We start from the raw sequence: 25508 nt of genomic DNA, 5'->3' as shown, positions 1-25508 counted from the left end.
CATCACTGCGGATACGGCACCCAATCCCCGGCATTCAGTCGGACATAAGGCTTATTCTGATACTGGATCACCACCGCATTGGCGTTTTCCGATACCTCCGCCGTCTGCGGCAGCCCGCTGGTGAGCTGATCCCAGTTCACGCTATCTTCCACAAACAGCTTACCGTCTACAGCGCGAGCAACCAGTTCCGAGATAGCCAGATAGCTGCTCGGCTGGGTGATTTCAATGGGCGCTCCCTGATGCGGCGCCTTCATGCCAAAGAACTTAATCCCGGCCGGAACGTTAGTGATGGACGGGCTTGGGATATCGCGCAGACCAGACACCTGCATCCTGTCGCCTTTCAGCGCCCCTCCGTGTTCTGGTACCACCACCACCATCACTTTGCGACCTGATTTTTCCAGCTCGTTGAAGAACGCGTTCAGCTCGTCAAAGAACTTCTGAGCACGGGCCTTATAATCGGCCGTTTTACTCACGCCGGGATAATGGTTCCCGTCGTGCAGCGGCAGCGTGTTATAGAACGTCGCACTACGTGTCCCTTCCTCTTTGCCGACGGTATCTAACCAGCGCTGAAGCACGGCGGTATCGTCATACACCGGCGAGCCATCAAAGCCCAGCAACGTTACCGGCAGCCCTTTCTGGTCCATCAGCGGGGCCTGCATGCCACCCTGTTCACGCACTTCTTTCAGGAAGTTACCGAACTGACCGTTATGGCCCATCATCAGGTGCTGGGTAAAGCCCAGTTTTGCGAGGTTATCAAACAGATAACACTGGTTAGCTGCCGGCTGGTAGAGGTTCTTATGCGAAGGCTGTCCGCAGCTGGCGCGCAGCAGGCGGATAGCCGCCGGGCCGCTGTACGACGTGGCCGAGTTGAAGTCCTTAAACTGAATATCGAAATGCGACCACAGCGGGTGCGACATCAAACCAGCCGCGTCAACGTCAGCCCAGGACAGAGAACAGATGTTAATGACCAGCAGCTCAAACGGCTGAGCATCGGCAGGCAGCGCGTCCGGGAATTTCGTCTGACGCTTATCTTCCGCAACGTAAAAACTGGAGAGCCACGCGTTCAGGTTAGTGGATGTCGGCGGTGCAGTCTGCGCAGGAATATCCCCAACCACAGGCGTATCCCCTGCTGTCGCAACGGTCGCGGCGGCGGAACCGCCCGTGGTGGTCACGGTTGTCGTCGGCTGACCGGCTGGCCACAGCGAGAAGCTCGGGCCCGTCAGCGTCAGGACGTTAAGCCAGATCATAATCGCGACGACAAACACCGTCACCCGGATCCACTGAGACAGGAACAGCCAGGCGACCAGCAGGACAAATACCGCGCCAATCATCTGCCAGTTAATAAAGCGCTCAACCAGATCGAGCATATAGTCCGCACTGAAACCTGCGACCTGGGAGCCCTGGCTCATGATGCTTTCAGGGCCGGGCAGCCAGGTATCATGCCAGAACAGGGCGAAACCGATGGGGATAGCGACCCAGTGACGTATACGGTGCAGCCTGAGGTTCGGGATTGGCATCAGCAGGAATGCCATAAACACCAGGTTAAGCAGAGGGTGGAAATTAAGATAGCCTGCCCACAGCAGACCAAACTTCACCAGAAAGTAGAAATTCCAGCCGGACAGGCCGCGCCAGTATTGCCAGAGTGGCGAGGGCGCCGAAGAGGTATAGGTAGAATTAGTCATGTTTTCGGTTTGCCTTGACGTTCGGAGCGCGAGTCAGTGTTCCGGCGGGTTTAATATAGCGAGGTTTGACGAACAGTAATCTGATCGTATCGCGAATACGGCGCAGGGAATGGCGTGCATAGTAGCCAAGCGGCAAAAAAATCAGCGCGCACAGAACAACCAGTTGGATGATATCGCTGATATTCATAATGGCGCGCGCTCCTTGTTCTCATCCAGTAAGCGTAGCGGCTCGGGTACCCGTCGCCAGACATGCCCGTCATGTTTCGCGTTCAGAACCGGTTTGGCGCCGCTTGTGACAGGCAACGGTTTGGCCCACTTTTCAGGTGGCAGGGCACGCATCTGGACAAGCTCAGCCGCGATCAGGTTATCTTCAAACCAGACCATACGGTTCGAGAAGATATCCGCGGTAGGAAGCGGGAAGATATGGTTAAGTGCAGTATCCAGATCGTTCACCCGGCAGAAGGAGAGGAACAGCACCAGGCGGTTATCGCCAATGGTCATGATGTCCCCGATACGGTTAGGGCGGCACAGAGTGAGCGCCTGCTCAACGCGAATACCCGGCACGGGGCGCAGGGCAACCATCACCCCTTTTCCGTCTGCCGGTAACAGCGTATTGCTCATCATGTTGCCCACCGCATCGCAGAAGGTGTCCCATTTCTGGTAGCCGCGCAGTTTCATCGGCTGCGTCATTGAAAGCAGGGTGCTGATATCTTCCGGAACATGTCGATTAAACTGCTGGCCCTGGATGCTTTTGATCAGCGTCAGACAGCGCGACAGGGGAGCATTCCACGGAATGACCATATTCGCGCCGCAGCCCAGTAATAAGCGCTCATCGGTGGCGCGCAGGCTGGTATTATTTTCACGCACTACAATTTTTAACGCGCTGCCGCGCTGGCGACGTAATGTGTGAATGTGCCTTGCCAGCGTTTCGATTTGGTTATTCTGGATCAACGAGAAGATAATAGTCGCCGCCTGCGTGGTGCGCGCCTCATCAAATAAGGCTTCATTGGTATCGAACAGTGACCAGTGCTCAGACAGTGCAGGCGCACCTTCCAGTACCGCAATATGGCTCAGAACACGTTTTTCATCACTGCGTGGCTGAACTACCGTCTCTTCCTGTTGAGCAAGATGCCACTCATCCCCGACTTGTTTGAGTGTAAGTTGTTGTCGGGAGCTCACCCCTTTTTCATTGCACCAGAAAGCCACGTCGTAAAGATGGCTGTCGGTCTGGACCCGAATACTGGCCAGGCCATAGAGAGAACGGTATTCACTCATTAAAAGTGAAAAAAGCTTGTCATTATTACTGCCTGGGTTAACAACCAATAAGGTGCAATTTTGATTTTTTGCCCATCTGTTGATTCTTCCCAGCCATTTCAGAAGCTTTTCAGACGGTATATTTTGCAGGCCATCATTAGAGCATTTTAGAATCAGTAAATAGTGTTCAGGAACAATAGAACACTGAATATCGTGGGGTAAAAGTATAGACTGTCAGCCTCCGCAGGCATGGAAAATAATCGTACTGTCTGGGGTCCACGGTCACTGTCGAGTCTGATGATTGACTTCGGCTCTTCGCCCATCGTAATGACGGCCACGCGGGAATCCTTCCCCTGCGCCGCTATCGTCTGGTTTACCAGACTGATGGCATCTTCATTACGATCCGTATTAACCCACCAGACTCCTCCGACTGGCATGTGGCGCAATTCGTCCCATAATGACTGGATGCCAATAGAAAATATGGAGTCCACGGTGTCCCTCTTTTCGTCGAATTTCTATGTCTCTCAGTTTACTAGCGAAAGCGTAGAAATAAACCTAACATTGAAATTAAAGAACATCAGATTTAGCATGTAAATGAAATTTAATGGCAGGACGCCTCGCTGCATCTGAATCTTATGATTTTACTCAAAGGGATGAAAAAAGAATGCAAAATAACGAACCCGCAACCCCAGTCGACTCAAGTCTGGGTTACACATTCCAGAACGATTTTTTGGCACTCACGCAGGCTTTTTCTTTGCCTGAAATAGATTACACCGATATTTCCCAGCGTGAACAGTTGGCGGCGGCTATTAAACGTTGGCCGTTATTAGCTGAGTTTGCCCAACAACAATAAGGAAGCCATTGATGGCTGTACTAGGATTACAGGGCGTCCGTGGTGGGGTGGGTACAACTTCCGTTACCGCGGCGCTGGCGTGGTCATTGCAGGTATTAGGTGAATCGGTACTGGTCATTGATGCCTGTTCCGATAATTTGCTGCGCATGTCATTCAATGTCGACTTTACGCATGCAAACGGCTGGGGACGCGCGCTTCTGGACGATAAAGACTGGCGGGATGCGGGTTTGCGTTATACCTCCCAGCTCGATTTACTTCCCTTTGGTCAATTGACCGAAACCGAGCGCGGGAATGAAGCCGCGTACCAGCGCCTGTTCTCTCGCTTCATCACCGCATTGCAGAGCCTGAAAGAGAGCGGGCACTATCAGTGGATCCTGCTGGACCTGCCGCACGGTGCCGCGTCGCTGACCCGCCAGCTGCTGGCGCAGTGCGACTATGTGCTCTCCATCGCGAACGTAGATGCGAATTGTCATATCCGTCTGCATCAGCAGCCGATGCCTGCCAATGCCCATATTCTGATCAACGATCTGCGCATTGGCAGCCAGATCCAGGACGATCTCTACCAGGTCTGGCTCCAGAGTCAGCGCCGCCTGTTGCCGATGGTGATCCATCGTGACGAAGCGATGGCGGAGTGCCTCGCGTCCAAACAACCTCTCGGGGAGTACCGTAGCGATTCACTGGCGGCGGAAGAGATCCTGACGCTGGCCAACTGGTGTCTGCTGCACTTTGCTAAACGGCCGGAGCCTGCCGGGAGTTCAGTATGAGCCGCCTGACTAACTGGCTGCTCATTCCGCCGGTCAGTTCGCGCTTAAGTGAACGCTACCGCCATTACCGTCATCACGGCGCCTCGTCGCTGAGCGCTGCGCTGGGCTGTTTGTGGATGATTCTGGCGTGGATGTTCATCCTCCTCGAACATCCCCGCTGGCAACGCATTCGTGCGCGCCACGGTGAACTCTATCCGCATATCAACCCTGACAAGCCGCGTCCGCTGGTTCCCGCGCGCTACGCTATTCAGTCCATCTGGCTACTAACGACCTCAACGGGCGCGGAGAAAAAAACGTCCCGCTGGCGCAGCTTCGATCGTGTGCAGAACCTGCGTGAACACTACCACCAGTGGCTTGACCGGCTACCTGACCGGGTGGGCGACAAAACGGGTCATTTAGATAACCACAAAGAGCTCGGGCACCTACACCCGGGCTTGCGGCGTTTTATTCTCGGCGTGGTTGTGGTGTTCTCGCTGATTCTTGCGCTGGTCTGTATTACCCAGCCCTTCAACCCGCTGGCGCAGTTCACCTTCCTGATCCTGCTGTGGGGCGTGGCGCTGCTGGTGCGGCGCATACCAGGGCGTTTTTCTGCCCTGATGCTGATTGTGCTATCGCTGACCGTTTCCTGCCGCTACATCTGGTGGCGATATACCTCAACGCTGAACTGGGACGATCCGGTCAGCCTGGTGTGCGGCTTAGTCCTGCTGTTTGCTGAGACTTACGCCTGGATCGTGCTGGTGCTGGGTTACTTCCAGGTTATCTGGCCGCTAAATAGACAGCCGGTGCCGCTGCCAAAAGACACGACCCAGTGGCCTACGGTGGACCTCTTCGTGCCGACCTACAACGAAGATCTGTCGGTGGTAAAAAACACCATTTACGCCGCGCTGGGTATCGACTGGCCGAAGGATAAAATCAAAATCTGGATCCTCGATGACGGTGGCCGTGCCGAGTTCCGCCAGTTCGCGGACGAAGTGGGGGTAGAGTACATCGCCCGTACCACGCATGAACACGCGAAAGCCGGTAACATCAACAATGCGCTGAAATATGCCAAAGGGGAGTTCGTCTCTATTTTCGACTGCGACCACGTGCCAACGCGCTCGTTCCTGCAAATGACCATGGGCTGGTTCCTGAAGGAGAAAGAGCTGGCGATGATGCAGACGCCGCACCACTTCTTCTCGCCGGACCCGTTTGAACGTAACCTCGGCCGTTTTCGTAAAACCCCGAACGAGGGCACGCTGTTCTATGGACTCGTGCAGGACGGGAACGACATGTGGGACGCCACGTTTTTCTGCGGCTCCTGTGCGGTGATCCGCCGGAAACCGCTGGATGAAATTGGCGGGATCGCCGTCGAGACGGTCACGGAAGATGCGCACACCTCGCTGCGTCTGCACCGTCTTGGCTATACCTCCGCCTACATGCGTATTCCTCAGGCGGCGGGGCTGGCCACGGAATCCCTGTCGGCGCACATCGGCCAGCGTATTCGCTGGGCCCGCGGCATGGTGCAAATTTTCAGGCTCGATAACCCGCTGATGGGTAAAGGGCTGAAGCTGGCGCAACGGCTGTGCTACGTCAACGCCATGTTCCACTTCCTGTCCGGTATTCCACGGCTTATCTTCCTCACTGCGCCGCTGGCGTTCCTGCTCCTTCACGCTTACATCATCTATGCGCCTGCGCTGATGATTGCCTTGTTCGTTCTGCCGCACATGATCCACGCCAGCCTGACGAACTCGAAGATTCAGGGGAAATATCGCCACTCCTTCTGGAGTGAAATTTACGAAACGGTGCTGGCCTGGTACATCGCGCCGCCAACCATGGTGGCGCTGATTAACCCGCATAAAGGGAAATTCAACGTCACCGCGAAGGGCGGGCTGGTGGAAGAGGAGTATGTCGACTGGGTGATCTCCCGGCCCTATATCTTCCTGGTGCTGCTGAATATTGTGGGCGTGATTGTTGGGATCTGGCGCTACTTCTACGGCCCGGAAAACGAAATTCTGACGGTCTTCGTGAGTATGGCGTGGGTGTTTTATAACCTGATTATCCTCGGTGGCGCGGTGGCGGTATCGGTGGAGAGCAAACAGGTTCGCCGCGCGCATCGCGTCGAAATAAGCATGCCAGCGGCCATTGCCCGCGACGATGGACATCTCTTCTCCTGTACCGTACATGACTTTTCGGATGGCGGTCTGGGTATCAAGATCAACGGTCAGGCGAAGGTGCTGGAGGGGCAGAAGGTCAACCTACTGCTTAAGCGCGGCCAGCAGGAGTATGTCTTCCCGACGCAGGTGGTGCGTGTGAGAGGAAATGAAGTGGGTCTGCAACTGATGCCGCTGACCAAAAAGCAACACATTGATTTTGTGCAGTGTACGTTTGCCCGCGCGGATACGTGGGCTCTCTGGCAGGACAGCTTCCCTGAGGATAAGCCTCTGGAAAGCCTGCTGGATATTCTTAAGCTGGGGTTCCGTGGCTATCGTCACCTTGCAGAATTTGCCCCGTCGTCGGTGAAATTAATTTTCCGGTCACTTACTTCACTGGTTTCCTGGGTCGTGTCGTTCATTCCGCGTCGACCTGAGCGAGATGAAGCGAAGCAGGCGGACCCGGTTATGGCTCAACAATGATGATAACGCGATGAAAACAAAACTTTCCTGGTTATGTGCAGTGGCAATGGGGATGAGTGCGCTCCCTGCAACAGTGGCTAACGCAGCGCCTGATAACGCAGCGGCCACGCCCGCGCCAACGGTGCCTGTCGTCGCGCAAGCGACCGATCCGGTTGTGACGGCCGCGCCGGGGCAGACGGAAAACGTCGTCCCGAATCAGCCGACGACGGGGAATACGCTGCCCGCCGACAACCCGGTGGTTGGGCAGGTCATGCCTGGCGTGCCGGGAGCCAGTGCGCCGGTGGTTGCCGAAAATACGCCGTCGCGTGACGTTAAGCTGACGTTTGCCCAGATCGCACCTCCTCCGGGCAGCATGGTTCTGCGCGGCATCAACCCAAATGGCGGTATCGAATTCGGTATGCGCAGCGATGAAGTTGTGTCGAAAGCGATGCTCAACCTGGAATACACCCCATCGCCGTCGCTGTTGCCGGTGCAGTCCCAGCTTAAGGTCTATCTGAATGACGAGCTGATGGACGTCCTGCCCGTCACCAAAGAGCAACTGGGTAAGAAAACCCTGGCTCAGGTGCCGATTAATCCGCTGTTTATCACCGACTTTAACCGCGTGCGTCTGGAGTTTGTCGGCCACTACCGCGATGTCTGTGAAAACCCGGCCAGCAGCACCCTGTGGCTGGATGTCGGGCGTAACTCTTCGCTTCAGATGACCTATCAGCCGCTGGCGTTGAAAAACGATCTCTCCGCCTTCCCGGTGCCGTTCTTCGACCCGCGTGATAACCGTCCGCTGAACCTGCCGATGGTCTTTGCCGGCTCTCCCGATGTGACCGAACAGCTGGCGGCCTCTATCGTGGCATCCTGGTTTGGTTCCCGCTCCGGCTGGCGTGGTCAAAGTTTCCCGGTCATGTACGACAAAATGCCGGACAAAAACGCGATCGTGTTTGCCACCAACGCCAAACGTCCGGCTTTCCTGCGTGACCATCCGGAGGTGAAAGCGCCCACCATCGAGATGATCAGCCATCCGGACAATCCGTACGTGAAGCTGTTGGTGATCTTCGGCCGTGATGACAAAGATCTGGTGCAGGCGGCGAAAGGCATTGCGCAGGGGAATATCCTGTTCCGCGGTAACAGCGTTGTGGTGGACGAGGTGAAACCGCTGCTGGCACGTAAGCCTTATGATGCGCCGAACTGGGTACGTACCGACCGGGCCATCACCTTTGGCGAACTGAAAACCTATGAAGAGCAATTGCAGTCAACCGGGCTTGAACCTTCTCCTGTCAGCCTGTCGCTTAACCTGCCGCCGGATCTCTATCTGCTGCGCACCAACGGCATTGATATCAATCTGAACTACCGTTACACCGCGCCGGCGACCAAAGACAGCTCGCGCATGGATATCAGCCTCAACAACCAGTTCCTGCAATCGTTCAGCCTGACCAGCAGCCAGGAGACAAACCGGTTGATGCTTCGTCTGCCTGTATTACAGGGGCTGCTGGATGGCAAAACCGATGTGTCGATCCCGGCGCTGAAGCTCGGTGCGGTGAACCAGCTGCGGTTTAACTTCCAGTATATGAACCCCATGCCGGGTGGATCGGTGGAAAACTGTATTACCTTCCAGCCGGTGCAAAACCACGTGGTGATTGGTGATGATTCCACGATCGACTTCTCGAAGTATTACCACTTTATTGCGATGCCGGATCTGCGTGCCTTTGCTAACGCCAGCTTCCCGTTCAGCCGCATGGCAGACCTCTCTGAATCGATTGTCGTGATGCCAAAAGCGGCCAACGAAGGCCAGGTTACCACGCTGCTGGACACCATGGGCACCGTCGGGGCGCAAACCGGCTTGCCGGCGATCAACGTGACGGTGACGGATGACGGGAGCCAGATCCAGAACAAAGATGCCGATATCATGGTCATCGGCAACATTCCGGACAAGCTGAAAGACGAGAAGCGCGTCGATCTGCTGGTGCAGGCGGCTCAGTCGTGGGTTAACACGCCGCTGCGTCAGACCGAGTTCCCGAGCATCATGCCGGACAGCGGCGATCGTCAGGCCAATATCAGGACGACCGTAAGCTCAACGGGTCCGATGGCCGCGATTGTCGGCTTCCAGTCGCCGTATAACGACCAGCGCAGCGTTATCGCCCTGCTGGCGGACAGCCCGCGCGGGTATGAGCTACTCAACACGGCCATGAACGACAGCGGTAAACGGGCGGCAATGTTCGGTTCCGTCTCGGTGATCCGTGAGTCGGGGGTAAACAGCCTGCGCGTGGGGGATGTCTACTACGTCGGTCATCTGCCGTGGTTCGAACGCCTGTGGTACGCCCTGTCTAACCACCCGGTGCTGCTGGCCGTGCTGGCTGCGCTCAGCGTTGTACTGCTGGCGTCGGTACTGTGGCGTCTGCTGCGAATCATCAGCCGTCGTCGTCTTAACCCGGACCATGAGTAAGCGGTGATGAAAATCTTTCGCGGGTGTGTAGTCGCAGCGTTGATGCTGGCGGCGGCGAATCTTCACGCCGCCTGTCGCTGGCCTGCCTGGGAGACGTTCAAGCAGGATTATATGAGCGAAAGTGGACGCGTCATTGATCCCAGTGACGCGCGCAAAATCACCACCTCCGAAGGGCAAAGCTACGGACTGTTCTTTGCCCTCGCGGCAAACGATCGCAAGGCGTTCGATCTGCTGCTGGCATGGACGCGCGATAACCTTGCCGAGGGAGATTTAACCCAACATCTCCCGGCCTGGCTGTGGGGGAAAAAGGACGACGAAACCTGGGCGGTTATCGACCCTAACTCCGCGTCTGATGCCGATATCTGGATTGCCTGGTCGCTGCTGGAAGCCGGGCGGCTGTGGAAAAATCCCGATTACACGCGCACGGGTAAGGCGCTGTTGACGCGCATTGCCAGTGAGGAAGTGGTGAAGGTGCCGGGGCTGGGTTCTATGCTGCTGCCGGGTAAAGTCGGTTTTGCCGAAGAGAGCGTCTGGCGCTTCAACCCCAGCTACCTGCCGCCGCAGCTTGCGAGCTATTTCACCCGTTTTGGCGCGCCGTGGACGACGCTCCGTGAAACCAACCTGCGTCTGCTGCTGGAGACCGCGCCTAAAGGATTTTCCCCGAACTGGGTGAAATACCAGAAAAAGGGCGGCTGGCAGCTGTCGCAGGATGCATCCCTGATCGGCAGCTACGATGCGATTCGCGTCTATCTGTGGGTAGGGATGATGAACGATAACGATCCGCAGAAAGCCCGGCTACTGGCGCGTTTCAAGCCCATGGCGACCACCACAATCAAACAAGGCTTGCCGCCGGAGAAAGTGGACGTCGCGACCGGGAAACGCACCGGAGATGGGCCGGTAGGGTTTTCTGCCTCCCTCCTTCCGTTTTTACAAAACCGGGACGCGCAAGCGGTGCAACGCCAGCACGTCGCCGATCGTTTTCCCGATAACAATGCTTATTACAGCTACGTTCTGACCCTCTTTGGACAAGGGTGGGATCAGCATCGTTTTCGTTTCACCGTGCAAGGTGAATTACTACCGGACTGGGGCCAGGAATGCGCACGTTCACACTGAATCTACTCACCTTATCGCTTGGCCTGGCGCTAATGCCCCTGGCCCTGGCCGCCAACTCCCCGCAGCAGAGACAGCTGCTGGAACAGGTCCGTCTGGGGGAATCCACCCAGCGTGAGGATTTAGTGCGCCAGTCGCTCTATCGCCTTGAGCTGATCGACCCCAACAACCCGGACGTGATTGCCGCGCGCTTCCGCTACCTGTTACGACAGGGCGATACGGCGGGCGCGCAAAAAGAGCTGGATCGCCTGAAAGGAATGGCGCCCGATTCCAGTGCCTATCAGTCCTCCCGTACTACCATGCTGCTCTCCACGCCGGATGGTCGCCAGGCCCTCCAGCAGGCTCGCCTGCTTGCCACCACCGGGCACACCCAGGAAGCCATTGCCGCGTATGACAAACTGTTTGACGGTAAGCCGCCCAGTGGCGACATCGCGACGGAGTACTGGAACGTGGTGGCGAAAGAGCCAGCCCGCCGCAACCTGGCCATTAATCAGCTTAAGAAAATAAACGCCAGCAGTCCGGGCAACGTCCCGCTACAGTCCTCGCTGGCACAGCTTTTGTTCCAGAGCGGACGGCGTGATGAAGGGTTTGCGGTGTTACAGGAGATGGCCAAATCGAACAATGGCCGCAGTCAGGCGTCGGACATGTGGTACCAGCAGATCAAAGATCAACCGGCCAGCAGCGCCAGCGTTACCGCGCTGCAACAATACCTGAGCGTGTTCAGCGATGGCGATAACGTGACGGCGGCGCGCGCCCAGCTTGAAGCGCAGCAAAAACAGCTCGCCGATCCGGCGTTCCGCGCCAAAGCCGAAGGGTTAGCCGCAGTGGATGCCGGGCAGGGCAGTAAAGCGGTAACGGAGTTGCAAAAAGCAGTCAGCGCCAACCACGCCGACAGTGAAGCCGTAGGCGCGCTGGGGCAGGCCTATTCTCAGAAAGGCGATCGCGCGCGTGCGGTTGCGCAGTTTGAAAAGGCGATCGCCCTCGATCCGCAGAGCGATAACCGGGGCAAATGGGACAGCCTGCTGAAGGTCAACCGATACTGGCTGCTGATCCAGCAGGGGGATAACGCCCTGAAAGCCAACAATACGGCCCAGGCCGAACGCTATTACCAGCAGGCGCGCAATATCGACAATACCGACAGCTACGCGGTTCTGGGCCTCGGTGATGCGGCGGCGGCGCGCAAAGATAACGACGCGGCCGAGCGCTATTACCGCCAGACGTTGCGGATGGACAGCGGCAACAGCAACGCGGTACGCGGTCTCGCCAATATTTATCGCGCGCAGTCTCCGGAGAAGGCGACGCAGTTTATTCAGTCGCTCTCTGCCAGCCAGCGCCGCAGCATTGATGATATTGAACGTAGCCTGACGAACGAGCAGCTGTCAGCCCAGGCCGAACAGCTGGAAAGCGAGGGGAAATATGCGCAGGCCGCAGAAATTCAGCGCCGACGCCTTGCGCTTTCCCCGGGCGACGTGTGGATCACCTACCGACTGTCACGCGATCTGTATAGCGCGGGTCAGCGCAGCAAGGCGGATAACCTGATGCGTCAGCTGGCAAGCCAGAAACCGGGCGATCCGGATCAGGTTTACGCCAGCGGGCTGTACCTGTCCGGTAACGATCAGAACCGGGCGGCGCTGGCGCATCTGAACACGCTGCCGCGCGACAAGTGGAACGGCAACATTCAGGCGCTGGCGGACCGCCTGCAAAGTAACCAGGTGCTGGAAACCGCCAACCGCCTGCGCGACAGTGGAAAAGAGCAGGAGGCGGAAACGTTGCTTCGCCAGCAGCCTCCGTCCACCCGTATTGACCTGACGCTGGCGGACTGGGCTGAACAGCGTGGCGATCATGAGGCCGCGAAAACCGCCTACAACACCGTCCTGCAACGCGAACCGCAGAACGAAGACGCGATCCTCGGCCTGACCGAGGTCTATCTTGCCCAGGACAACAAGGACGCGGCGCGCGCGGCGCTGGCGAAACTGCCCGCGGCACAGAACGGCGAACCGCTCTCCATCAATATGCAGCGCCGGCTTGCCATGGCGCAGGCTGGCCTGGGTGATCATGCCGCGGCAGAAAAGACCTTCAACGCCATTCTTCCGCAGGCCAAATCGCAGCCGCCTTCGATGGAAAGTGCGCTGGTGATGCGCGATGCCGCCCGTTTCCAGGCACAAAATGGTCAGCCTCAGCAGGCGCTGGACACCTGGAAAGATGCGATGGTCTCATCGGGCATCACAACGACCCGTCCGACCGATAACGACAGCTTTACTCGGCTCACGCGTAACGATGAGAAAGATGACTGGCTGAAGCGCGGCGTGCGCAGCGATGCAGGCGATCTTTATCGTCAGCAGGATCTGAACGTCACGCTGCAACACGACTACTGGGGCTCCAGCGGCACGGGAGGCTATTCCGATCTGAAAGCGCACACCACCATGCTCCAGGTTGATGCGCCGCTGTCGGACGGACGTATGTTCTTCCGTAGCGATCTGGTCAATATGAACGCCGGTTCCTTTGCCACCGATAACGGAACCTACGATCCGACATGGGGTACCTGTGCCGAAACGCCATGTCACGGCAGCACGAACCAGTCGGCCAACGGCGCCAGCGTGGCCGTCGGCTGGCAGAACAAAACCTGGGCGTGGGATATCGGTACAACGCCGATGGGCTTCGACGTGGTCGATGTGGTGGGCAGCCTGAGCTACAGCAACGATTTAGGGCCGATTGGCTACACCCTGAACGCCCATCGCCGTCCGATTTCCAGCTCGGTGCTGGCCTTCGCCGGGCAAAAAGATCCCAATACCGACACCACCTGGGGCGGCGTGCGTGCCACCGGTGGCGGCGTGAGCATGAGCTACGACAAAGGCGAAGCTAACGGGATCTGGTCAAGCCTGAGTGCCGACAGCCTCACCGGGAAGAATGTCGAAGATAACTGGCGCGTCCGCTGGATGACCGGCTATTACTACAAGCTCATCAATCAGAACAACGAACGCCTGACGGTGGGCGTGTCCAACATGCTCTGGCATTACGATAAGGATTTAAGTGGCTATTCGCTGGGCCAGGGCGGTTACTACAGTCCCCAGGAGTATGTGTCGTTCGCCTTACCGGTGAACTGGCGTAAACGCACAGAGAACTGGTCATGGGAGCTGGGCGGCTCCGTCTCCTGGTCTCATTCAAAAACAAAAGATGTGATGCGTTATCCGTTACAGGGGCTGATCCCGGACAATGAGCCAGGCCGTTATACCGATAAAGGTGTAATGGAAACCGGAAGTAGCTCGTCAGGGACGGGTTATACCGCAAGGGCGATTGTTGAACGCCGCGTGACGTCCAACTGGTTTGTCGGACTGGGCGTCGATATTCAGGAAGCAAAAGACTATACCCCGAGCCATGCGCTGCTCTACGTTCGGTATTCTGCCGCGGGCTGGCAAGGTGATATGGACTTACCACCGGAACCGCTGGTGCCTTATGCAGACTGGTGATCGGATTTTTTCTTAATCTAATTGTAAGTCTCTCTTAAAAGTGCAGCTATCGGGTATACTCGGGCGCACCAGGTTTACACCCTGGTGCGCCCTGCGCTTCGAGTTTTGTGGAGAGTCATTTTGCGTGTCAGCCGTTCCTTAACGATCAAACAGATGGCGATGGTGTCTGCCGTCACAATGCTGTTTGTCTTCATCTTCTGCGTCATTTTGCTGTTTCACTCCGTACAGCAGAATCGCTATAACACGGCTTCGCAACTGGAAAGTATTGCCCGCTCGGTGCGGGAACCCCTGTCAGCCTCGATCCTGAAAGGGGATATCCCCGAGGCGGAATCCATCCTGAAGCGCATTCAGCCCGCCGGTATCGTGAGCCGCGCGGATGTCGTGCTGCCGAACCAGTTCCAGGCGCTGCGGATGAGTTTTATCCCGGAGCGTCCCGTCCCGATGATGGTGATGCGCCTGTTTGAACTGCCGGTGCAAATTTCCCTGCCTCTCTATTCCCTGGAAAGACCGGCTAACCCGCAGCCGCTGGCCTACCTGGTGCTACAGGCCGACTCGTACCGCATGTATAAATTCGTCATGAGTTGGGTTGCTACGTTAGTGACTACTTACTTACTTTTGACACTAATGCTGAGCGTGGCGCTGACGTGGTGTATCAACCGGTTAATTGTGCATCCGTTGCGCCGCATAGCCCGGGAGCTGAACGACCTCTCTCCACAGGAGCACATGGGGCATCAGCTTCCCTTGCCGCGCCTGCATCACGACGATGAAATTGGCATGCTGGTCCGGAGTTACAATATCAACCAGCAGCGTGTCCTGCGTCAGCAGGAAGAGCTCAGTAGCAACGCCACCCGTTTTCCGGTATCCGATCTGCCAAACAAAGCGTTTTTAATGGCCTTGCTGGAGCAGACCGTCGCCCGCCAGCAGACCACCGCGCTGATGGTGATTGCCTGCGAAACCTTGCAGGATACGGCGGGCGTGCTGAAAGAGAGCCAGCGCGAGATGCTGTTGCTGACGCTGGTGGAAAAGGTGAAATCCGTTCTGGCGCCGCGCATGGTGCTCACCCAGGTCAGCGGTTATGACCTGGTGGTGATCGCGCACGGTGTTAAAGAGCCGTGGCACGCCATTACGCTAGGTCAGCAAGTACTCACTGTCATTAATGAGCGGCTGCCCATTCAGGGTATCCAGCTTCGCCCGAGCGCCAGCATCGGTATTGCGATGTACTACGGGGGGCTGACCGCCGAGCAGCTTTATCGTCGGGCCTTCTCGGCCGCGTTCACCGCGCGCCGGAAAGGCAAAAACCAGATTCAGTTCTTTGATCCGGAGCAGATGGAAAAAGCCCAGCAGCGCCTGACGGAAGAGAGCGACATTCTGACGGCGATGGACAATCGCCAGTTTGCGCTCTGGCTACAGCCGCAGGTCAATTTGCGCACGGGTGAAGTGACCAGCGCCGAAGCGTTGCTGCGTATGCAACAGCCGGACGGCACGTGGGAGCTGCCTGAGGGGATGATCGAACGTATCGAGTCCTGCGGCCTGATGGTCACCGTCGGCTACTGGGTGCTGGAAGAGTCCTGCCGCCAGCTTGCGGCCTGGCAACAACGAGGCATCACGCTGCCGCTGTCGGTGAATCTCTCTGCGCTACAGCTGATGCACCCGACCATGGTGCCGGAGATGCTCGAGTTGATCCACCGCTACCGCATTCAGCCCCACACGTTGATCCTGGAAGTCACCGAGAGCCGTTGTATCGACAATCCTGACGATGCTGTCGCCATTCTGAAACCGCTGCGTAATGCCGGGATCCGCATTGCGCTGGACGATTTTGGTATGGGGTATTCCGGCCTGCGTCAGCTCCAGCACATGAAAACGTTGCCGGTGGACGTCCTGAAAATCGACAAAACCTTTGTGGAAGGGCTGCCGGAGGATTGCAGCCTGGTACAGGCCATTATTCAGATGGCGCACAGCCTGAATCTGCACGTAATTGCCGAGGGTATTGAAACCGACGCCCAGCGTGAGTGGCTGGCTGCGGCGGGCGTGGAGAGCGGACAGGGCTTCCTGTTTGACCGCGCCGTACCGACGGATATCTTTGAGAAACGCTATCTCGCTGACGCTGGCAATAACGCAAAAGTGTAATTTTGTTGCTGGCTTGTGCGAGCCAGCTCAAAGTTCTTAACATTTGTGTTTCAAATTTGAACCCCGTTTATTTCTGTCCTGTTATGTGGGTGTTATTTTAAAGCCGCAGGTTAACCATAACCTTACAAAGCCTGTAGTTTTTCTTTCCAGGGACACCCTATGAAAACCTCACTCTTCAAAAGTCTTTACTTCCAGGTCCTGACAGCCATCGCCATCGGTATTCTGCTCGGTCACTACTACCCGGAGCTGGGCGCGCAGATGAAACCGCTTGGCGACGCGTTCGTTAAGCTCATCAAAATGATCATCGCGCCGGTCATTTTCTGTACCGTGGTGACCGGTATCGCTGGCATGGAAAGCATGAAGGCGGTCGGGCGTACGGGGGCGGTTGCCCTGCTGTACTTCGAGATTGTCAGTACCATCGCGCTGATTATCGGCCTGATAATTGTCAACGTGGTACAGCCTGGCGCGGGCATGAACGTCGACCCGGCCACGCTGGATGCGAAAGCGGTGGCGGTTTACGCTGAACAGGCGAAAGATCAGGGGATTGTTGCCTTCCTGCTGGACGTGATCCCGAGCAGCGTGATTGGCGCGTTCGCCAGCGGAAACATCCTCCAGGTGCTGCTGTTTGCCGTACTTTTTGGCTTTGCCCTGCACCGTCTTGGCAGCAAAGGCCAGCTGATTTTTAACGTCATTGAAAGCTTCTCGCAGGTGATCTTCGGCATCATCAACATGATCATGCGTCTGGCCCCGATTGGCGCCTTTGGCGCGATGGCCTTCACCATCGGGAAATATGGCGTCGGCACGCTGGTACAGCTTGGCCAGCTGATCGTCTGTTTCTACATCACCTGTATTCTGTTTGTGGTGGTGGTGCTCGGCTCCATCGCCCGTGCGACCGGCTTCAGCATCTTCAAATTTATCCGTTACATTCGTGAAGAGCTGCTGATTGTCCTCGGCACATCCTCTTCGGAGTCCGCGCTGCCGCGTATGCTCGATAAAATGGAAAAGCTGGGCTGCCGTAAGTCAGTGGTGGGGCTGGTTATTCCTACGGGCTACTCCTTTAACCTGGACGGCACCTCGATATACCTGACGATGGCGGCGGTCTTTATTGCCCAGGCCACTAACAGCCACATGGATATCTTCCATCAGATTACGCTGCTGGTGGTGCTTCTGCTCTCTTCAAAAGGGGCGGCGGGCGTAACGGGCAGCGGATTTATCGTGCTGGCGGCCACCATTTCGGCGGTGGGCCATCTGCCGGTGGCGGGCCTGGCCCTGATCCTCGGTATTGACCGCTTTATGTCTGAAGCCCGTGCGTTAACCAACCTGGTCGGCAATGGCGTGGCGACGATTGTGGTGGCGAAGTGGGTGAAAGAGCTGGATCACAAGAAGCTTAACGATACGCTGAATAACCGCACATCTGAGGACAAAACCCCCGGTTTATCCTCTTAATCCCTCATAAATGCCCGTATTCCCTTGTGGGGATGCGGGCACCTGCGCATAATAACCGTTCATACCTGTCATAATTCGACAAGATTTTTTTTGGGTATATTTCACTTCCGCCCGTGACGTTTAGCCGAACACGCTGTCTAATCGGAAGGTTTTCATCGTCATCTTTGAGTGCTCACGTCGCGAGACACTCTCTTTAACCAGGAATGTTGATCAGGGGTTCACATGCAGGGCACAAAAATTCGACTCTTAACCGGCGGTTTGCTGATGATGGCAGCAGCCAGTTATGTGCAGGCAGATGCGCTCCAGCCAGACCCGGCCTGGCAACAGGGAACACTGGCGAATGGTTTCCAGTGGCAGGTATTATCCACTCCGCAACGTCCGAGCGATCGCATTGAAATCCGTCTTTCTGTGAATACCGGCTCCCTCACTGAAAGCACCCAGCAGACCGGCTTAAGCCACTTTATTCCTCGACTGGCGCTCACCCAGAGCGGCAGTTTGCAGGCGGTTCAGGTGCGTTCTTTATGGCAACAGGCCATCGATCCGAAACGCCCGCTGCCCCCGGCTGTGGTCTCCTATGACTACACCATGTTTAACCTGAGCCTGCCCAACAACCGTAACGATCTGCTTAAAGAAGCGCTGACCTACCTTTCCGATGCCACCGGCAAACTGGCGATTACGCCTGAGACCGTTAACTATGCGTTGAGCAACAGCGACATGGTGGCGACCTGGCCGACGGATACCAAAGAAGGCTGGTGGCGCTACCGCCTGAAAGGGTCAACGCTGCTTGGCCACGACCCGGCAGAGCCGCTGAAACAGCCGGTTGATGCCGCGCAGGTGAAATCTTTCTACCAGCAGTGGTACACCCCGGATGCCATGACCCTGATTGTGGTGGGCAACGTGGACAGCCGTGCGGTGATAGAACAGATCAACAAAGCATTTGGCGATCTGAAAGGGAAGCGTGAAACGCCCGCCCCTGTTCCTACCTTGTCCCCGCTGCGTCCTGAGACGGTCAGCATCATGACGGATACCGTGCGTCAGGATCGTCTTTCAATGATGTGGGATACGGCCTGGCAGCCGATCCGCGAGTCTTCTGCGCTGTTGCGTTACTGGCGTGCGGATCTCGCGCGTGAAGCGCTGTTCTGGCACGTTCAGCAGACGCTCAGCAAGAACAACGTGAAAGATATTGGCCTGGGCTTTGACTGCCGAGTGCTGTTCCAGCGCGCCCAGTGCGCCATTAACGTGGAATCGCCGGGCGATAAGCTGAATGCCAATCTCGGCGTGGTGGCGAAAGAGCTGGCTAAAGTGCGGAAACAGGGCCTGTCTGAAGAGGAGTTTAACGCGCTGGTGGCGCAGAAATCCCTCGAATTGCAGAAACTGTTCGCCACCTATGCCCGCGCCGATACCGATATCTTAATCAGCCAGCGCATTCGCTCCTTGCAGAATCAGGTGGTGGATATCGCGCCGGAGCAGTATCAGAAACTGCGTCAGGACTTCCTGAACGGTCTGACCGTGGAGATGCTGAATCAGGATCTGCGTCAGCAGCTGTCGCAGGATATGGCGTTGATTCTGTTGCAGCCGAAAGGTGAGCCGGAATATGACATGAAAGAGTTGAAGGCCACCTGGAGCGCCATCATGGCGACGCCGCCGCAGCCAGCGCAAACGGCAGCCGATGATTTACACCAGGATGCGAGCGATATTCCGCAGGGCCAGTAAGCTCTGCGTTCCCTCAGCCCTGAGGGAGAGGATTAGGGTGCGGGCATCAGCCCGCACAGTCCTTAAGCAGGCATCGCCTCGCGCGGAATAATCGCTCCGCGATACTGAATCACCGTGCTGGCCGTCAAGTGACCGCGCTGCGCCGCCGCTTCCGGCGTTCCCCCCGTCAGACGTACCGCCAGATACCCCGCGCTGAAAGAATCTCCCGCCGCCGTGGTATCGATTACCTTCTCTTTCGCCAGCTTCACCGCCGGCACCTCTGTCACGGCTTCACCTGCAACCGCCACCAGGCAAGACTCCGCCCCGCGCTTGATCACCACTTCGCTGACCCCGGCAGCCTGCGTCCGGGCAATGACCTCATCAACCGGTTTTTCGCCCCACAGAGCATCTTCATCATCCAGCGTCAGGAAGGCGATATCGGTGCATTCGAGCATCTGCTGGTAGACCTGCTGCGTCTCTTCGCGGCTGGCCCACAAACGCGGACGGTAGTTGTTATCGAAAATCACCTTACCGCCATTGGCCCGGCATTCGCGCAGCAGTGACAGCAGCTTTTTACGGCTCTCCTGGCTCAGGATCGCCAGGCTGATCCCGCTCAGGTAGAGATAATCGAAGGTCGCCAGTTCTTCGCAAATGGCAGCGGCGGCCTCGCTTTCCAGCCAGAATTTGGCGGCCGCTTCATTACGCCAGTAATAGAAGGTGCGCTCGCCGGTGCTGTCGGTTTCGATGTAGTACAAACCCGGCAGGCGGTTTTCCATTCGCTGGATCAGCGAGGTCCCAACGTTTTCACCCTGCCAGGCTTCCAGCATCTGCTGGCTGAAGCTGTCCGTTCCCAGCGCGGTAACGTAGCTCACGCTCAGCGCGTCGGGGGCGACCTGACGGGCAATGTAAACGGAGGTGTTCAATGTATCGCCACCAAAACCGCGGCTGACTTCCGCGCCTTTCTGGGACAGCTCAATCATGCATTCGCCAATCACGGCAATTTTTTTAGACATAGTCGTGAACCTGAACAAAGTAATTAAGGGTAGTGTGCGCTGTGTGTTTTTTATGGTCAACTATATTAAAACGACGTTCCATTATTTTTTTTGAGCCAGCGCGTATTCCGGCATATTTCTGTCATCTTAATTTCATTTTCCCGGTGAATTGAACATAAAGTTCTCACCTGGCGGGCCGATAACTCAGTGACGAGTCCAGAAAGGCTATCCCATACAACAGGACATCCGAAATGAAGTCAGAGCAGGTTATCCAGCGGCTGAGCACTACGCCTGAGGCAAGTATTGAGAACTTGCAGGAGCATCGCTACTGGCTGCAATGTGAGCGAGCGTACACCTATCAGCCCATCTACCGTACCGACGGTCGGTTAATGGCGATTGAGGTGTTAACGGTCGTCACTCATCCATCGAATCCTTCACAGCGTATTGCACCGGACCGCTATTTTGCGGAGGTTGCCGTGCGTCAGCGTATCGACGTGCTGGAAGAGCAGCTGAGAATGCTGGCGACGAAGCAGGCGTTCTTCGAGCAGCACGGTATTCTGGCGTCGGTGAACGTGGATGGCCCAACCCTGATGGCGTTACGTCAGAACGCGACATTGCAGGCGCTGATTGCCACCTTGCCGTGGATGCGCTTCGAGCTGGTTGAACATGTTCAGCTGCCGCAGGACTCCTCGTTTGCCTCGATGTGTGAGTTTGGCCCGCTGTGGCTGGATGATTTCGGTACCGGTATGGCCAACTTCTCCGCCCTGAGCGAAGTGCGTTATGACTACATCAAAGTGGCCCGCGATCTGTTTATCATGCTGCGCCAGACGCCGGAGGGACGGAACCTGTTTACGATGCTCCTGCAACTGATGAACCGCTATTGCCAGGGCGTCATTGTGGAAGGCGTAGAGACGCTGGAGGAGTGGCGCGACGTGCAAAATTCCCCGGCAGCGGCGGCACAGGGTTATTTCCTCTCTCGTCCTGTCCCCATGGATACCCTGGAAAAGGTGATAACCACCCTCTGATCTGCCCGCTTCCCTTTGTCTGAACTATAGTTTTAGAGGCAAGTTCATCAGGAAAGGGGACAACAATGACAAAAACAACCAGGGTGATTTCCTGGACAGCAGGGATTTTCTTGTTGCTGATCGTGGTCTTAATCATCATTATCGCCACGTTTGACTGGAACCGGCTCAAACCGACCATCAACCAGAAAGTCTCAACCGAGCTAAACCGCCCCTTCGCAATACGTGGCGATTTGGGTGTCGTGTGGGAGCGCCAGAAAGAGGAATCCGGCTGGCGAAGCTGGGTGCCATGGCCGCACGTTCACGCCGACGACATCATTCTCGGCAACCCGCCGGACATCCCCGAAGTGACCATGATCCACCTGCCGCGCGTGGAAGCCACGCTGGCGCCGTTAGCCCTGTTAACCAAAACGGTGTATCTGCCGTGGATCAAACTTCAGCAGCCCGACGCGCGGCTAATTCGCCTGTCAGAGAAAAACAACAACTGGACGTTCGATCTCGCCAGCAGCGGCGATAAAGATCAGAATGCGCAGCCCTCTTCGTGGTCTTTCCGCCTCGACAATATTCTGTTCGATCGGGGGAGGATCGCCATTGACGATAAGGTGAGTAAGGCTGACGTGGAGATCCTCGTCGATCCGCTGGGTAAGCCTCTGCCGTTTAGCGAAGTGACGGGCAGTAAAGCCAAAGGCGATGACAGCAAAGCGGGCGATTACGTCTTCGGCCTGACGGCGAAAGGGCGCTACAACGGCCAGCCGCTGACCGGTAAAGGCAAAATCGGCGGCATGCTGGCGCTCAGGAGTGAGGGCACGCCGTTCCCGGTGCAGGCGGATTTCCGCTCGGGCAACACCCGCGTGGCGTTCGTGGGCACGGTTAACGACCCGATGAACATGGGCGGCGTCGACCTCCAGCTTAAGTTTGCCGGGGATTCGCTGGGTGAACTGTACGATTTGACCGGCGTGCTGCTGCCGGATACCCCGCCGTTTGAAACGGACGGGCGCCTGGTTGCCAAAATCAACACCGAAAAATCGTCCGTCTTTGACTACCGGGGATTCAACGGCCGCATCGGCGACAGCGATATCCACGGCACGCTGACCTACACCACCGGTAAACCGCGCCCGAAACTGGAGGGGGACGTTGAATCCCGCCAGCTGCGTCTGGCCGATCTTGGTCCGCTGATTGGCGTAGATTCGGGCAAAGGCACGAAGTCTAAAGAGGTTAAAAAGGACGTTCAGCCTGCGGGTAAAGTGCTGCCCTATGACCGCTTCGAAACCGACAAATGGGACGTGATGGATGCGGATGTGCGCTTCAAAGGACGTAAAATTGAGCATGGCAGCACGCTGCCGCTGAGCAACCTCTCGACCCATATCATCCTGAAAAACGCCGACCTGCGCCTGCAACCGCTGAAGTTTGGCATGGCCGGGGGAACCATCTCATCGAATATCCACCTGGAGGGGGATAAAAAGCCAATGCAGGGAAGGGCGGAGATCCAGGCGCGTCGGCTGAAGCTGAAAGAGCTGATGCCGGACGTGGAGCTGATGCAGAAAACCCTCGGTGAGATGAACGGCGACGCGGATATTCGCGGCACGGGTAACTCGGTAGCGGCGCTGCTGGGTAGCGGAAACGGCAACCTGAAGCTGCTGATGAACGACGGGCTGGTGAGCCGTAACCTGATGGAGATCCTGGGGCTGAACGTCGGGAACTTTATCATCGGGCAAATCTTCGGTGACGACGAAGTACGCGTTAACTGCGCGGCGGCAAATCTGGATCTGGTCAACGGCGTGGCGCGTCCGCAGATCTTCGCTTTCGACACGGAAAACGCGGTTATCAACGTCACCGGTACCGCCAGCATGGCGTCCGAGCAGCTGGATTTAACCATCGATCCGGAAAGTAAAGGCATTCGTATCATCACCCTGCGCTCGCCGCTGTACGTTCGCGGGACCTTCAAAGATCCTCAGGCGGGCGTGAAGGCCGGGCCGTTGATTGCGCGTGGTGCGGTCGCCGCCGCGCTCGCTACGCTGGTCACCCCTGCGGCGGCGCTGCTGGCGTTGATTTCGCCGTCAGAAGGTGAAGCGAATCAGTGTCGGACGATTTTGTCGCAGATGAAGAAGTAGTCCCGTTTCTCCCTCTCCCTGTGGGGAGAGGGGGCTCCAGTAATTTGAAAGCAAAAGCTATAACGTTGCCTCAGAATAACTGAGGGCTTTCAGCGATGCCTCGGTCCGGCTGTAAATCGCTGAGGCGTTTCCTGTAGGCCGGGGCGAGGCGCAGGGATGCGCCGAGAGGGCGGGCTTTACAGGGATGTTACCTCCGCCCGTCCCCGATAAGCCGGAAGGAATAAGCCGAAGGCACCGCGAAGCGGCGATTTTCCGCCGGAAGCCCGGGTCGCCAGGGTGGTGGCGACTGAGCCACCCTGGCACGTTCACCGCTCATGTCGTGACAGAGTAGCAAGGAACATAAAGTGAACGGAATGACCACCTGAGCCGTATGTTCCCCCTCACCCCAGCCCTCTCCCTCAAGGGAGAGGGGGCCGTCTGTGCAGGCATTATTTTGTGGGGAGCCCTCAGCCCTGTGGGTGAGGGCTGAATCGTAGGCCGGGTAAGGCGTAGCCGCCACCCGGCATTCACTTACAGCGCCTGATGCTTCGTCTCGTGCGTCAGCAGCAGCGCAATCAGCGTCAGCGCTGCCATTGCCGCCAGATAGACACCCACATAGAACAGGCCATAGTTCGCCTGAAGCCATGTGGCGATATACGGAGCCACCGAGGCGCCCAGAATCGACGAAACGTTATAGGAGAACGACGCGCCGGTGTAACGCACTTCAGTCGGGAACAGCTCCGGCAGCAGCGCGCCCATTGGGCCAAAAGTCAGCCCCATCAGGCTCAGGCCAATCAGCAGATACGCCATCACCAGCGCAGGGCTACCTGAACCCAGCAGCGGCGGGAAGACAAACAGCGCGAACAGAATAATCAGCGAGGTGATGACGATCATGCTTGAACGACGGCCAAATTTATCCGCCAGCAGGCCCGCGATGGGCACCATCACACCAAATCCGATGACCGCCATCATCAGCATCCACAGCACTTCGTTACGCGGCAGGCCCAGGCCGACCGGCGCGGCGGCGGTACTGAAGGTCATGGAGTAAACGGTCATGATGTAGAACAGCGTGTAGGTCGCCAGCATGATGAACGTGCCCAGCACGGTCACGCGGAGGTGTTTGGTCAGCAGCGTCCCCAGCGGAACTTTAACCTGCTTTTTCGCCGCGGCGACTTTAGCGAAGACCGGCGTCTCGTGCAGCGACACGCGAACGTACAGGCCAATCAGCACCAGCACGGCGGAGAAGACGAATGGAATACGCCAGCCCCAGTTCATGAACTGTTCATCAGTCAGCAGCCAGGAGAGGAGCAGGAAGGTGCCGTTAGCAAAGAAGAACCCAATCGGTGCGCCCAGCTGCGGGAAAGAGCCATACAGGGCTCGTTTGCGCGCCGGGGCGTTCTCGGTCGCCAGCAGTGCCGCGCCGCCCCATTCCCCGCCCAGCCCCAGACCCTGCCCAAAGCGCGCCAGCGCCAGCAGCACAGGCGCCAGAATGCCAATAGTTTCATAGGTCGGCAGCAGGCCGATGGCGACGGTGGAGATCCCCATCGTCAGCAGCGAGGCAACCAGCGTCACTTTACGGCCGACGCGATCGCCAAAATGCCCAAAGACCGCTGAACCAATCGGACGCGCAACGAAGGCGATAGCAAAGGTGGCTAAAGACTGTAGCGTGGCTGCCGTCGGGTCGCCCTGAGGGAAGAAAATATGCGGAAAGACAATGACCGCAGCGGTGGCGTAAATATAAAAGTCGAAGAACTCAATGGCGGTGCCAATCAGCGATGCGACGACGACTTTATTGCGCGAGTTGACCGGAACGTGTTCCGCCCCTTCGTTAAGTGTGGTGGCTGTTGCTTGCATAATATTTTCTTATTTTTGGACGAACGAAGGGCCATATTAGGCATAGCAAAAGCGACATTTCAATCTGTAACAAAGGCGTGGTGTGGTCATAAAAGCAACAAAAAGCGGA

At 57.1% G+C, this 25508-nt stretch carries 15 protein-coding genes and 1 pseudogene; 11 read left to right on the top strand and 5 right to left on the bottom strand.

The window, feature by feature from the left end:
- Positions 1-2: 2 nt before the first annotated feature.
- The 3 genes and pseudogenes from bcsG to bcsE all read right to left on the bottom strand — a co-directional run bounded on the left by bcsG (position 3) and on the right by bcsE (position 3427).
- Entirely contained in the window at positions 3-1682 is a 1680-nt protein-coding gene (gene bcsG, locus ACQG1Y_RS22465; protein ID WP_047740909.1) for a cellulose biosynthesis protein BcsG, read from the bottom strand.
- Complete coding sequence (gene bcsF / locus ACQG1Y_RS22460) at positions 1675-1869, bottom strand: cellulose biosynthesis protein BcsF (protein ID WP_017384193.1); 195 nt, start codon at positions 1867-1869, stop codon at positions 1675-1677. The genes bcsG and bcsF overlap by 8 nt, the downstream gene beginning before the upstream one ends.
- A pseudogene (gene bcsE / locus ACQG1Y_RS22455) lies at positions 1866-3427 on the bottom strand (cellulose biosynthesis c-di-GMP-binding protein BcsE). Before bcsE ends, bcsF begins: the two are co-directional and overlap by 4 nt.
- Positions 3428-3600: 173 nt before the next feature.
- On the opposite strand from bcsE, the gene bcsR reads away from it, so the two are divergent.
- The 9 genes from bcsR to ACQG1Y_RS22410 all read left to right on the top strand — a co-directional run bounded on the left by bcsR (position 3601) and on the right by ACQG1Y_RS22410 (position 19462).
- Positions 3601-3789 carry a cellulose biosynthesis protein BcsR gene (gene bcsR, locus ACQG1Y_RS22450; protein ID WP_003861175.1) on the top strand — a complete coding sequence of 63 codons (189 nt, stop codon included), beginning with the start codon at positions 3601-3603 and terminating at the stop codon, positions 3787-3789.
- Positions 3790-3800: 11 nt separating this feature from the next.
- Positions 3801-4553 (top strand): cellulose biosynthesis protein BcsQ, encoded by a 753-nt coding sequence (gene bcsQ / locus ACQG1Y_RS22445; RefSeq protein WP_368740920.1) that lies wholly within the window; start codon positions 3801-3803, stop codon positions 4551-4553.
- Complete coding sequence (bcsA, locus tag ACQG1Y_RS22440; RefSeq protein ID WP_426737084.1) at positions 4550-7165, top strand: UDP-forming cellulose synthase catalytic subunit; 2616 nt, start codon at positions 4550-4552, stop codon at positions 7163-7165. The genes bcsQ and bcsA overlap by 4 nt, the downstream gene beginning before the upstream one ends.
- 10 nt (positions 7166-7175) lie before the next feature.
- Positions 7176-9599, top strand: a complete 2424-nt coding sequence (bcsB, locus tag ACQG1Y_RS22435; RefSeq protein ID WP_368740919.1) for a cellulose biosynthesis cyclic di-GMP-binding regulatory protein BcsB — start codon at positions 7176-7178, stop codon at positions 9597-9599.
- Positions 9600-9605: 6 nt separating this feature from the next.
- Positions 9606-10712 (top strand): cellulose synthase complex periplasmic endoglucanase BcsZ, encoded by a 1107-nt coding sequence (gene bcsZ / locus ACQG1Y_RS22430; RefSeq protein ID WP_017384189.1) that lies wholly within the window; start codon positions 9606-9608, stop codon positions 10710-10712.
- Positions 10694-14176, top strand: coding sequence for a cellulose synthase complex outer membrane protein BcsC (gene bcsC / locus ACQG1Y_RS22425; protein WP_203453096.1), 3483 nt, complete (start codon positions 10694-10696; stop codon positions 14174-14176). The genes bcsZ and bcsC overlap by 19 nt, the downstream gene beginning before the upstream one ends.
- A gap of 120 nt (positions 14177-14296) precedes the next feature.
- Positions 14297-16303 carry a biofilm formation regulator HmsP gene (gene hmsP / locus ACQG1Y_RS22420; protein WP_017693810.1) on the top strand — a complete coding sequence of 669 codons (2007 nt, stop codon included), beginning with the start codon at positions 14297-14299 and terminating at the stop codon, positions 16301-16303.
- Between the two features lie 159 nt (positions 16304-16462).
- Positions 16463-17749, top strand: a complete 1287-nt coding sequence (dctA, locus tag ACQG1Y_RS22415; RefSeq protein WP_015571524.1) for a C4-dicarboxylate transporter DctC — start codon at positions 16463-16465, stop codon at positions 17747-17749.
- 222 nt (positions 17750-17971) lie between these two features.
- Positions 17972-19462 carry a M16 family metallopeptidase gene (locus ACQG1Y_RS22410; RefSeq protein WP_033488102.1) on the top strand — a complete coding sequence of 497 codons (1491 nt, stop codon included), beginning with the start codon at positions 17972-17974 and terminating at the stop codon, positions 19460-19462.
- Positions 19463-19524: 62 nt separating this feature from the next.
- Here ACQG1Y_RS22410 and ACQG1Y_RS22405 read toward each other — a convergent pair whose 3' ends face one another.
- Positions 19525-20454: a sugar kinase gene (locus ACQG1Y_RS22405; protein ID WP_032655468.1), complete on the bottom strand. Its 930-nt coding sequence runs from the start codon at positions 20452-20454 to the stop codon at positions 19525-19527.
- Positions 20455-20684: 230 nt separating this feature from the next.
- Here ACQG1Y_RS22405 and pdeH point away from each other — a divergent pair, with 230 nt between their 5' ends.
- Positions 20685-21458 carry a cyclic-guanylate-specific phosphodiesterase gene (gene pdeH, locus ACQG1Y_RS22400; protein WP_015571521.1) on the top strand — a complete coding sequence of 258 codons (774 nt, stop codon included), beginning with the start codon at positions 20685-20687 and terminating at the stop codon, positions 21456-21458.
- 65 nt (positions 21459-21523) lie between these two features.
- Positions 21524-23566, top strand: a complete 2043-nt coding sequence (locus tag ACQG1Y_RS22395; protein WP_048973937.1) for an AsmA family protein — start codon at positions 21524-21526, stop codon at positions 23564-23566.
- Between the two features lie 510 nt (positions 23567-24076).
- Here the strand turns inward: ACQG1Y_RS22395 and ACQG1Y_RS22390 are convergent.
- Entirely contained in the window at positions 24077-25399 is a 1323-nt protein-coding gene (locus ACQG1Y_RS22390) for an MFS transporter (RefSeq protein WP_015571519.1), read from the bottom strand.
- Positions 25400-25508 lie beyond the last annotated feature (109 nt).

Source organism: Enterobacter cloacae complex sp. 397G4, assembly GCF_050031515.1.
Taxonomy (GTDB): Bacteria; Pseudomonadota; Gammaproteobacteria; order Enterobacterales; family Enterobacteriaceae; genus Enterobacter; species Enterobacter hormaechei_C.
Note: the sequence above shows the minus strand (reverse complement) of the source record. Positions and strands in the feature narration are given on the sequence as shown.

Excerpts from the sequence above, each read along its gene's own strand:
- bcsG (WP_047740909.1), bottom strand. The coding sequence starts at position 1,682 with ATGACTAATTCTACCTATACCTCTTCGGCGCCCTCGCCACTCTGGCAA.
- bcsF (WP_017384193.1), bottom strand. The coding sequence starts at position 1,869 with ATGAATATCAGCGATATCATCCAACTGGTTGTTCTGTGCGCGCTGATT.
- bcsR (WP_003861175.1), top strand. The coding sequence starts at position 3,601 with ATGCAAAATAACGAACCCGCAACCCCAGTCGACTCAAGTCTGGGTTAC.
- bcsQ (WP_368740920.1), top strand. The coding sequence starts at position 3,801 with ATGGCTGTACTAGGATTACAGGGCGTCCGTGGTGGGGTGGGTACAACT.
- bcsA (WP_426737084.1), top strand. The coding sequence starts at position 4,550 with ATGAGCCGCCTGACTAACTGGCTGCTCATTCCGCCGGTCAGTTCGCGC.
- bcsB (WP_368740919.1), top strand. The coding sequence starts at position 7,176 with ATGAAAACAAAACTTTCCTGGTTATGTGCAGTGGCAATGGGGATGAGT.
- bcsZ (WP_017384189.1), top strand. The coding sequence starts at position 9,606 with ATGAAAATCTTTCGCGGGTGTGTAGTCGCAGCGTTGATGCTGGCGGCG.
- bcsC (WP_203453096.1), top strand. The coding sequence starts at position 10,694 with ATGCGCACGTTCACACTGAATCTACTCACCTTATCGCTTGGCCTGGCG.
- dctA (WP_015571524.1), top strand. The coding sequence starts at position 16,463 with ATGAAAACCTCACTCTTCAAAAGTCTTTACTTCCAGGTCCTGACAGCC.
- ACQG1Y_RS22410 (WP_033488102.1), top strand. The coding sequence starts at position 17,972 with ATGCAGGGCACAAAAATTCGACTCTTAACCGGCGGTTTGCTGATGATG.
- ACQG1Y_RS22405 (WP_032655468.1), bottom strand. The coding sequence starts at position 20,454 with ATGTCTAAAAAAATTGCCGTGATTGGCGAATGCATGATTGAGCTGTCC.
- pdeH (WP_015571521.1), top strand. The coding sequence starts at position 20,685 with ATGAAGTCAGAGCAGGTTATCCAGCGGCTGAGCACTACGCCTGAGGCA.
- ACQG1Y_RS22395 (WP_048973937.1), top strand. The coding sequence starts at position 21,524 with ATGACAAAAACAACCAGGGTGATTTCCTGGACAGCAGGGATTTTCTTG.
- ACQG1Y_RS22390 (WP_015571519.1), bottom strand. The coding sequence starts at position 25,399 with ATGCAAGCAACAGCCACCACACTTAACGAAGGGGCGGAACACGTTCCG.